This is a genomic window from Microvirga pakistanensis (assembly GCF_004458765.1).
In the GTDB taxonomy this organism is placed as follows: Bacteria; Pseudomonadota; Alphaproteobacteria; order Rhizobiales; family Beijerinckiaceae; genus Microvirga; species Microvirga pakistanensis.
The window spans coordinates 364237-374687 of the sequence record NZ_SPJX01000710.1; the positions used below are offsets into that span (position 1 = coordinate 364237).

Annotated in this window: 5 protein-coding genes and 3 tRNA genes; 5 read left to right on the forward strand and 3 right to left on the reverse strand. The window is 68.2% G+C overall.

From position 1 onward, the window contains the following. The first annotated feature begins 141 nt into the window (after window positions 1–141). The 5 genes from E4K09_RS28400 (at window position 142) to E4K09_RS28420 (ending at window position 3721) form a co-directional block, all read left to right on the forward strand. Window positions 142–1647: a COG4223 family protein gene (locus E4K09_RS28400; protein WP_134500943.1), complete on the forward strand. Its 1506-nt coding sequence runs from the start codon at window positions 142–144 to the stop codon at window positions 1645–1647. 15 nt (window positions 1648–1662) lie between these two features. Continuing rightward, on the forward strand, window positions 1663–3282 hold the full coding sequence (locus E4K09_RS28405; RefSeq protein ID WP_134500944.1) for a heme biosynthesis protein HemY: 1620 nt from the start codon (window positions 1663–1665) through the stop codon (window positions 3280–3282). A gap of 82 nt (window positions 3283–3364) precedes the next feature. Beyond that, a tRNA-Thr gene (locus E4K09_RS28410) sits at window positions 3365–3440 on the forward strand. Between the two features lie 107 nt (window positions 3441–3547). Beyond that, a tRNA-Ala gene (locus E4K09_RS28415) sits at window positions 3548–3623 on the forward strand. 23 nt (window positions 3624–3646) lie between these two features. Continuing rightward, window positions 3647–3721, forward strand: a tRNA-Gly gene (locus E4K09_RS28420). Between the two features lie 630 nt (window positions 3722–4351). Here E4K09_RS28420 and E4K09_RS28425 read toward each other — a convergent pair. The 3 genes from E4K09_RS28425 to E4K09_RS28435 form a co-directional block, all read right to left on the reverse strand. Beyond that, window positions 4352–5239, reverse strand: coding sequence for a cation diffusion facilitator family transporter (locus tag E4K09_RS28425; RefSeq protein WP_134500945.1), 888 nt, complete (start codon window positions 5237–5239; stop codon window positions 4352–4354). Window positions 5240–5351: 112 nt separating this feature from the next. Beyond that, entirely contained in the window at window positions 5352–7328 is a 1977-nt protein-coding gene (locus tag E4K09_RS28430) for a CHASE2 domain-containing protein (protein WP_244610736.1), read from the reverse strand. Between the two features lie 2 nt (window positions 7329–7330). Further along, the coding region (locus E4K09_RS28435; RefSeq protein WP_134500946.1) for a tetratricopeptide repeat protein at window positions 7331–10451 on the reverse strand (3121 nt) is incomplete at its 5' end.

Genomic DNA, 10451 nt, shown 5'->3' on the forward strand with positions numbered 1-10451 from the left:
GGAGGGGATCATGGTCCGATCACGCCATTTCTCCTTGTCCCTGAGGAGCCAGTCCTGCCGGGAACCGAAGTGTTGCGCCCAAGCTTGCCTCAATTGCGTTCCAGTCTGCCATTGTCCGAATGGCCCTACCAAGAGTGACCTGTGACCAATTCATCCGATCCCAAAGCTCCCAAGAATTCCCGACGGAAATCGTCCCGCGAGCCGGCGACCATCGATCTGAAGGCCACCGTGATCGACGAGGGCGTGCAGCAGGACAAGGCCTGGGATGCCGTGAAGCCTGAGGACACGATCGTGCCGGACGCCGCGGCTCCGGCGCAGGACACCCTCGGGGCTCCGGAAGCGACGCTCGATTCGGGGCGCAACGCCGATTCCATCGCGCCCGCCGCGTCGGAACCCGCCACGGCCTCCGACGAGGTGCCGCCGCCCGATCAGCCGCTGCCACCGCAGGCCGATCCGCAGCCGGACGGGCCGCAGGAGGCGCCGACCGCGCCGGCACCGGCTCCGGAGCGCCGGATCCCGGCGGGCGCTCTCATCGGTTCCGGCCTCCTGGGCGGCCTGCTGGGTGCCGGCCTCGTCTATGGCCTCGGAACCTGGCAGCAGCTGCCCTCGACCCAGGACGATCAGCGTCTCGCGCAGCTGGAACAGCGCGTGACCGCGCTGGGCCAGCCGCGACCGGCGGCGCAGCCGGGACCCCAGAATGTGGATCTCGCTCCCCTCGAGGAGCGGCTGCGGGCGCTCGAAACGGCGCGTGGCTCCCTCGACCAGCGCCTCCAGGAGCTTTCTGACACGGCGAGCCGCGCCGTCTCGATGGCCGAGGAGGCGCTCAACCGGCCGCTTCCGCAGCCCGCCCCACCGCCGCAGAACGACGCGGCGCTGGCCGATCTGTCGAACCGCCTCTCGGCCATCGAGACGGCGGTCAGAACCCTTGAGAGCGACGTGCAGGCCAGGGCGCAGGGCGCAACCGAGGTGGCGAACGCGGTGCAGGATCTGGGCCGCCGGCTCGACCAGCAGAACCAGAATCTGGACCAGCGCCTGAACGAGCAGAGCCAGCGTGTCGACCAACGCCTGGACCAGCGTCTGGCAACCCTCTCCCAGCAGGTCGCCGAGACCGGCAGGGCCGCCGAACAGGCGGGCCAGACCGGCACGCGGGTGGTTCTCGCGGGACGCTTGAACGACGCCCTGCGCAGCGGCGCCCCCTATGCCGATGTGCTGGAGGGCTTGAGGAGAACCGGCGCCGAGGCCGGGCGGCTGCGGCCCCTGGAGCCTTTCGCCGAGAAAGGCGCCCCGACCGCCTCCGCGATGCTGGAAGGCTTCGAGGCCCTGGAGCCGCAGATCCTGCGGGACGAGCGCGCGGCCTCCGACGAATGGTCCGACCGGGTGCTGCGCATGCTGGACAAGGTGGTCACCGTGCGGCCGGTGAACGAACCCGATGCGAGCGGCGTTCCCGGAGCGGTGGCCCGGATCCGGCAGGCCCTGGCCTCGGGCGACATGCCGGCGGCGGCCGCTGCCTGGGCCGCGCTGCCCGAGCCCGCGCGGCGGATCTCCGAAGAGTGGGGACGGCAGGTGACGGCGCTGGCGGAGGCGCAGCAGGCCTCGCGCGAGCTCTCCACCGAGGCTCTCGCCGCCCTCAACCGTTCGACCCAGTAAAAGGAACAGCCCAGGATGTGGCGCGCACTACTCTTCATCGGTCTTCTCTGCGTCGCGGCCTTCGGGGCGGTGTGGCTCGCCGACCGGCCGGGAACGGTTCTGGTCACCTTCGGCGGCTACGAGGTGCAGACCTCCGTCGCGGTGGCCAGCATCGCCCTCGTCGGCCTGGCCCTTGCGCTCGCGCTTCTCTGGTCGGCGGTGAGCGGCCTCCTGCGGCTGCCGTCGCGTCTGACCTTCGCGTCCCGGGCGCGCCGCCGCTCCCGGGGATACCAGGCGATTTCGCGGGGCATGGTGGCCGTGGGCGCGGGCGATACCATCGCGGCCCGCCGCTACGCCAACGAGGCCGAGCGGCTTCTGGGCCGCGAACCGCTGACCCTTCTCCTGAAGGCCCAGGCGGCCCAGGTGTCCGGCAACCGGGAAGCGGCGGAAGCCGCCTTCCGGCAGATGATGGAAGAGGACGAAACCCGGGTTCTGGGCCTGCGCGGCCTCTTCGTGGAAGCCCGCCGGCGCGGCGATGCGGGCGGTGCCCGCGAATACGCGTCCGAGGCCGTGCGCCTGGCCCCCTCCGCCGCCTGGGCGAGCGACGCGGTGCTGGAGGCGCGCTGCGCCGAAGGCGACTGGCGTGGGGCGCTGGACACCATCGAGCGGCGCACGTCGCTCGGTCTCCTCGACAAGGCGACCGCCAGGCGCCACCGGGCGGTGCTGCTCACGGCCGACGCCCTGGAACGGGCGGAGCGCGATCCCGAAGGCGCGCTCAGGAGCGCGCAGGATGCGGTGAAGCTCGCTCCCGACCTCGTGCCCGCTGCCGCTCTCGCCGGCAAGCTCCTGTCGCGCCGGGGCGACCTGCGCCGGGCCGCCAAGATCGTGGAGACCGCCTGGCGCAGCCAGCCGCATCCCGATCTGGCCGAGGTCTACCTCAACCTGCGTCCGGGCGATTCGGGCCTCGACCGGCTCAAACGGGCCGAGACCCTGTTCAAGCTCTCGAGCGGCGCGCCCGAGGGGCGTCTGGCGGTCGCCCGCTCCGCTCTGGAAGCGCGCGAGTTCGACCGCGCCCGCGATGCCCTGGAGCCGCTGCTCGCGGACCGGCCGACCATGCGGGTGTGCCTGCTGATGTCGGATCTCGAACAGGTGGAGCATGGCTCCACCGGCAGGGGCCGCGAATGGCTCGCCCGCGCCACGCGCGCGCCCCGCGATCCCGCCTGGATCGCCGATGGCGTGGTGTCCGATCACTGGGCGCCGATCTCTCCGGTCAGCGGCCGGCTCGACGCCTTCGTGTGGCAGGCGCCCCCGGATGTGCTGATCGCACCGGAAATCAGCATGCACGACGACGTGACGGCCGATCTCGACGAGGAGCCCCGGGCGCTGCCCGTGTCTCCCGCCGAGCCCGCGCAGGCGCCGGCCGCGGCCGCTCCGGTCGCTCCCGAGCCCACCCCGGCTCCCACCCCCGTCTCCACTCCGGCTCCCGACGTTCCGGCGGAACCGGTCTCCGCGGTCGAGGCAGCCTGGCCGGAGCCTGCCAAGGAGGAGCCGCCGTCTCCGCGCGCGGGACCGGTGGTTTTCCCGGTGACGCCGCCCGACGTGCCCAAGCCCGAGGAGCCAGCGTCCGCACGCCGCAGCGCTTTTTCCATCTGGTAGGCGACATTGAGCCCTCGCCTGCCCTTGCCAAGCGGCAGGGGAGAGGGTATGAGGTCGCCCTCTTCGATCGCATGATCGGCACGCCGCAATAGCTCAGCTGGTAGAGCACCTCATTCGTAATGAGGGGGTCGGGGGTTCGAATCCCTCTTGCGGCACCATCTTCTTCCTTGACACTCAAGGGCTTGGAAGTGGGTTGCCCTCGCGGCAGGTTGCCGTTATGGGATCGGGGGAAGGCACGGCTTGAACGTGCTGCCCAATCAGGTTTGGGGCCATAGCTCAGCTGGGAGAGCGCTTGCATGGCATGCAAGAGGTCGGCGGTTCGATCCCGCCTGGCTCCACCAAATCTGATGACGGGACGGAGCGTGCGGGTGTAGCTCAGGGGTAGAGCACAACCTTGCCAAGGTTGGGGTCGAGGGTTCGAATCCCTTCGCCCGCTCCAATTTTTCAAAAAGGCCGCCTTCGGGCGGCTTTTTGCTTTTCTGAGCCAGGTAAAATTCAGCCGGAAAACGGGCCCTCGTTATCGTGCGGAGGGCCCGTCGTGACCTCGCAGGTCATGCATCGTGGATGCCAATCCGGATCAACCGGTTCATGGAATTCAGATTGTCGAGCTGGGATCCCCGACCAATGCTCAATCGGGCACAGTGGAGGATGCGTGCAGCTCAGGCGCTATCGCGATCTCAGCCTCCATCTCTTCAGGGCCGAGGCGGGTGCTCGGCCGGCCATCCGCGCGGTCGGCGGCTGATTTAGGAACCCGCCGGGAGCCATCATGCCGTTCCGCCGCTTACGACAGGCACACCTCTGTGCGAGGAGATCGGCCTGTCCCTGGTAAAAAGGTTTGCCGGGGAACTTGTTTCAGCGTGGCGGGAAAGAAAAAAGCCGGGCGCTGCCGGGCTTTACGGGTCCGCGTCGAACGATGCGCTCTCCCACGGGTGGAGCATCGGAGCGGATCCCAAAGTGGATTCCACTTTTCACGTCCGGTGCTTTCTCTCATTTAGATCAAGAGCGTCGTTGGGCGCGGAAAACCGGATTCACTTTTCGCTGACGCGGCCCTCTGGGTCCGCACGATGCTCTAGAGAACAACGATCCCGGCGTGCTTCGCCTTGTTGTCGGGCTCCACATGGATCGTAATGAGCGCATCCTCGATCTCGTGCTTCAGCGCCCGCTCCAGGCGGTCGCAGATGTCGTGCGCGTCCGTCACGCTCATGGCGCCGGGCACGACGAGATGAAAGTCGATGAAGGTCATCTTGCCGGCGTGCCGGGTGCGCAGGTCGTGCGCCTCGATGGCGCCTTCCGCGTTGCCGGAAATGATTTCACGCACCCGCGAGAGGGTCGCCTCGGGCAGGGCCTCGTCCATGAGGCCGCCGACGCTTTCCTTGATCAGGCCCCATCCGGACCAGAGGATGTTGATCGCGACGAAAGCGGCCAGAACGGAGTCGAGCCAGGTCCATCCCGTCACGGGCACGAAGACGAGACCCGCCAGAACGCCGAAGGAGGTGACCACATCCGTCGTCAGGTGACGCCCGTCGGCCACCAGGGCGGGAGAGCGCAGAAGGCGGCCTTGACGGATGAGGATCCAGGACCAGGCGCCGTTGATGACGCTCGCCGCCGCATTGGCGGCAAGGCCCAGGCCCGTCGCTTCGAGCATGCGCGGCGACAGGATTCCGAAATAGGCCTCGCGCAGGATCATCATGGCCGCCACGATGATCAGAACGCCTTCGAGAACGGCGGAGAAATACTCCACCTTGTGATGGCCGTACGGATGATTGGCGTCGGCGGGCGCCGCGCTCACGCGAATGGCCATGAAGGCCGCGATCGCCGTCACCACATTGATGATGCTCTCCAGCGCGTCCGAATAGAGCGCGATACTGCCCGTCAGATAATAGGCGGCATATTTGAGCGCGAAGACGAGCGCTCCGATGAATATGCTGCCGATGGCAAGCTTTTGAATGCGACTCATGGCTGGCATCGACAAACGGGGCGGCAAGACGGGCGAGCCGCCGTTATAGTGACTGCTCCTGTGAGCGCAAGCCCTTCATTTTACTTGCAATTCGCTCGCAAAAGCGGGCGCCTCAGCCTGGCATCTCACCGATCTTGCGCATGAGCGTGCGATAGTAGCCGGCGAGAGGAGGAGCGAGCGAACGGCACCGCACGACGAGAGCGAGCGCCTCCTTCCGCTGCCCTTTGCGGTAACGCTCAAGAGCCTCGGCATGCAGCCGCGCGAGTTCGGCAAGGGCCGGATCCTCGCGTTGCGAGGCAGGGGCCAGGACGGTGAAGATGGCCGATTCCGTCGCGCGTCCGCGCACGGCGATCCGGTCGAGCTCGATCAGCACGTGATCCTCGCGCACAGCCTCGGCCGTCGCGGGACCGAGGATCAGCGAGACGTTGTATTCCTTCGACAGGCTCTCCAAGCGCGAGGCGAGGTTGACCGCATCGCCGAGCACCGAATAATCGTAGCGCCAGCGCGAGCCCACATTGCCCACCACACAATCGCCCGTGTTGATGCCGACGCCGACCGAGAATTGCGGAGCGTCGTCGCCCTCCTCCTGCCGCAGGACGGAGTTAAGTCCGCTGACGGCGTCCATCATGCGCAGCGCCGCGCGCACGGCGCGGCGCGGGTGGTCCGGGCTCGGCAGGGGGGCGTTCCAGAACGCCATGACGCAATCGCCCATGTACTTGTCGATGGTGCCGCCTTCCGCGAGCACGGCTTCGGAGAGCGGGTCGAGCAGGCGGTTGATGAGCGTGGTCAGGCGCTCGGGCTGGTCTTTCAATTTCTCCGAGAGGCTCGTGAAGCCGCGCACGTCGCAGAACAGGATGGAGAGATTGCGCCGCTCGCCGCCGAGCCTGAGCGCGCCCGGGTCACGGGCGAGCTCCGCGACGAGATCGGGCGAGAGATAGCGCGAGAAGGCTTCGGATACCGCGTGCCGCAGCTGCCGCTCGCGGGCGTAGTCCAGGCCGAAGCGCGCGCCGAACACCGCGAGCGCCGCAGCGGCCGGCAGGGCAGGTGGCGCCCAGATGCGCCCGAATCGCAGCGCGAGCCATGCGCCTGTGAAGAGGAGCACGACCATGAACAGGGCGGCGAATCCGGTCCGCCAGGTCACGCCGCGGATGGACAGGGCCGCGGCGCCGAGAGCGGCGGCCGTGAGCAACGCGAGGACGGCCAGGCGCGGAACGGGGGTGACGAAGAGGCCGTTGCGCAGGTTGTCGAGGATCGTCGCCTGTACCTCCACGCCGGAGGTGAGTTCGCCCGTGATCAGCGTATAGGCCGTGGGGAAGGTGTCGGGGGCGCCGGCATCGGCGGAGGTCGCCGCCTTCAGGCTGAGACCGACGAGAACAATCTTGTCCTTGAAGCGTCCCGGCTGGAGAAACGTCTCCGGGTCGAGCGCCTGGTAATAGGACGCGGTCGGATAGGTATGAGCGGGGCCGAAATACTGGATGAGAGCGCCTTCGGGCGGGGAGAGCGCCGGCTCTCCGGCGAGGCGCAGGATCTCAGCCGCGAAGCCGTCGGGCTGCGTGGGCATCCGGCGCAGATACACGTCGCCGTCCGGCGCGACCGATGCGAGCCCCGGAACGGCGCCCGCATCGAGAAACGGATCGATGGGATTGACGCGGGTGATCTGAATGCCGTGATCGAGCTTCGTCAGCACATCGTCGGATGCGAGCACGACATCGGGCCCGAGGGCAGCAGCGAAACGCTGATCGGCTTCTTCCGTCGAGGGCTCGGAGAAGATGACGTCGAAGGCGATCACCTTCGCGCCCGCCGCGCGCAGATTCTCGGCCAGCCGGGCATGGAGCTCCCGCGACCACGGCCAGCGCTGCCCGATCTCGGAGAAGGAGGGCTCGTCGATCGCCACCACCTCCACATTGGACGCGTGGGGGCGTGGCGGCGCGATGATCGACAGGATGTCGAACAGCTTCGCCTCGATGAGGGTGAACGGCTGAAAGAAGACGAGCGGTGTCAGAAGAGCCGCGATCAGCCCTGCCATGACGAAGTGCCGCCAGAGCGGCTCTCCCGTCTGCGTCTGTGTGGCGGAGACAGGCGGGCTCACCCTCAGAACCGTGCTTTCACGCCGGCCGCGAAGGTGCGGCTCGGACCCGGAATGTCCCGCGCGACCTCGAACTCCTCGTCGAACATGTTGAGCACGCTCAACTCCACGAGGAGCCGGCGGTCCGGCGTTTCCCAAGTCAGGAACGCATCGGCCGTCCAGTAATCGTCGAGTCTGGCGCCTGCGAGTCCACCCGCGAAGTCGCCCACATAGGTGGCCGCCATGGTGAGCTTGACCCGGCTCGGATGGACGAGGGTGACACCTGCACGCGCGAAGTTTTCGGCCATCAGCGGCACGTCGTTTCCGCGTCCGGCTCCAGCGCGCACCTCCGAGGATTGCGTGCCGACGGTGCCGAACACGCCGATGCCGTGCGTGAGCCAGAGATTGGCCGTGGCCGACACCCGTTCGATGCGCGCCTTCTCGACCGCGATGCTGTCGAAGGTGTTCGGAATCCCGATATCGAGGTTGTCCGCATCCTGCCGCTGATACTCGAGCGCGGTGAACAGATAGGGCGACCATTCCGCATCCCAGCGAAGGGCAAGCGTCTCCACCGTTCCGCCGAGAGCGGCCGGCAGCGCGTTCGGCACCAGCCCCACGGTGGTCACGGGCGAGAGCGTGTAGGCGAGAGGCACGATCCCGTCGCTGCGATAGGCGGCCCGCAGCCAATGGCCTTCGACAGGCGAGATGCCGATGCCGAGGCGTGGGGAGACTGTGCTGTCGTCGCCCGCATCCGTGTCCAGCGTCGTCCGCTGGATTCCCGCTTGGGCCTCGAACCAGTCCGAGGGGCGCCAGAAGAGATCGGCATAGAGGCGGCTCGCCTTGAAGGTGGCGTCGGATTCCTCGTCAATGGTGGTGGAGGTGTACTGGCCCGTGGCGGCGTCGAAGAGATAGGTCAGCCCCTCGGCGCTGCTGACGACGCGTCCGCGTTGGGCTTCGAAACCGTAGCGAAGGGTGAAGTCGTTGAACCCGACCGTGTGAGCCAGGGCGGCCGCCACGCCCTCCGTTCGGATGCGTTCCCTTTGCTGGCCGCCCAGGATCAGGGTGGGGGAGAGCGCCAGGGCCTCGTTCGAGGATTGATCGTTGACGAGGCGCTGGCCGAAAACGGCTGCCGTCAGCACGTTCCTGTCGCTGAAGCTGTGGCTCCATCCGGCGCCGCCGAGCATCGAGGTGGCGTCCTGGGCACCGTCGAAGAGCCGCGTCGGCGTGCGGATGCTCGCAATGCCGGGTTCCTGATCCGAGGCTGCGCCGAACAGCACGAAGCGGTCCGCCGCCGAGGGGGCGGAGCCCACGAAGAAGGAGCCGCTGGTCGCATCCTGCTGGTCGATGGCGGCGCCCCTGTCGGCCCGCGCCCGGCCTGCGGTCAGGGAGAAGGAGGTGGGAACGGGCTCGTTGGAATAGCCCTGGACGTTCGCTTCCGCCTCCCAGCCGAGATGACCGTCGCGGGCCAGCAGACTTCCGCCGATCTCGGCGTCGATGAAGGGGCGGCGGATGAGATCGAGACGCCCGATGCGGCCGGACACCGCGAGCGGGTCGAAGAACAGGCCCTGGAGCGTCAGGTTGAGGGCCGTGAGGTCGGCACTCGCGCCCGTCTCGATGGTGGCGATGTCGGGCCGAGCCGTGAAGAGGCTGGGCCGGTCGACGGCCGCCTGATCGAAATAGCTCGCGGCATTGAACGGATCGAACACGCGGTCGCCATAGTAACGCGACCACTCGTTCAGGTTCAGGAAACGATAGGCCTGGGCCGGATAGGAGCCTCCGTCCTTGTTCACCGCAAGCCCCGCGAAATCGCCCCCGCGCTGCCGGTAGCGGCGCAGGGTTTCGCGGGCGGCGAGCACGGCCTGATCCGCCTGATATTGGTCGATGGCGATGGCCGTCCGCGCGCTCGACACGACGGGATCGTTGGGGTCGAGGCGGTCCGCATTGTCGAGGGCCTGTTCGGCGAGTTCCTCGTCCCCGTTCTGGTAATAGGCGGCAGCCGCCATCAGCAGGCCCTGGGACCAGGCGGGATTGGCCGCAGACCCGGCGAGAATCGCCTCGATCGCCCTGTCGGTCTCGCCCTTCTGCAGGAGATAGCGGCCCCTTGCGACAAAGGCGACGTGGAAGCCGGGATCGAGGGCGAGCGCCTTGTCGATGAGAGCGCCTGCCTCCTCGACCCGGTTCTGATCGAGCAGAAGGAACGCGAGATTGGCGTAGGATACCGGGCTTCCAGGATCTTCCGCGATCGCCCGGCGCAGGGCGTCCTCCGCGGCCAGAGGCCGGTCGCGGTCGGATTCGAAGAGCCCGAGGCTGTTCCAGATGTTGGCATTGCCCGGCGCGATGGCGGCTGCCTTGCGCAGGGCTTCCACGGCGGCGTTCACTTCGCCGTCGACATCGCCGCGAATGTTGCTGTCGGCCGCGATCACCTCCGGGTCTTCCGGGTCGATGGCCTTCGCGCGGGCCAGGGAGGCGCGCATCGCCTCGCGCCGGTTCAGGGCGTAGGTGATCTGGGCCGACATCACCGCGATGCGCACGTCGTTCGGGAAACGCTTTTCCGCGCCCTTCAAGACTTCGGCCGCGGCCTTCAGGTCCTCGCGAAAGGCCACCACATAGGCATGAGCCAGCACGGCGAGCGGATCGTCGGTAGAACCTTTAGGCTCCGGATGGACATGATCGGGATCGGCGAGAGACCGGGCGATGTAGCGGCCGTAGCCGGCGATCACGCGGCGTTTCGCATCGAGGCCGCGCTCGGCTCTGGCAAAGAGAGCGGCCGCTTCGGACCAGCGGTGCTGCGCTCCGAGCAGGGTCGCCTCCACCAGGCTGGCGCGGGCGCGCTGCGCGGCGCTCAGGCCCCTGGTGCGCGCCTCGGCGAGCGCCTGGGCGGCGACACGGCGGCCATCGAGGACGAGGGCGGTCTCGGCAAGGCTCAGCCAGTCGTCCGCGCTGCGCCTCTCCGGCGCGAGGGAGGCAACCCGTGCGCGTTCGGCGCGCAGGGCCGGACCCGTCAGAGGCGAGACCGGCAGCGACGAGAATGTGTCGCGCAGGCTCATGTAGAACAGCATCTGCTCCCGGTCGTTCGGGCTCACGAGCACGAATTTGGTCGGCGCCTGCCCGATGGCGGCCACCGCGCCCTCGCCCTGACGCACCGTC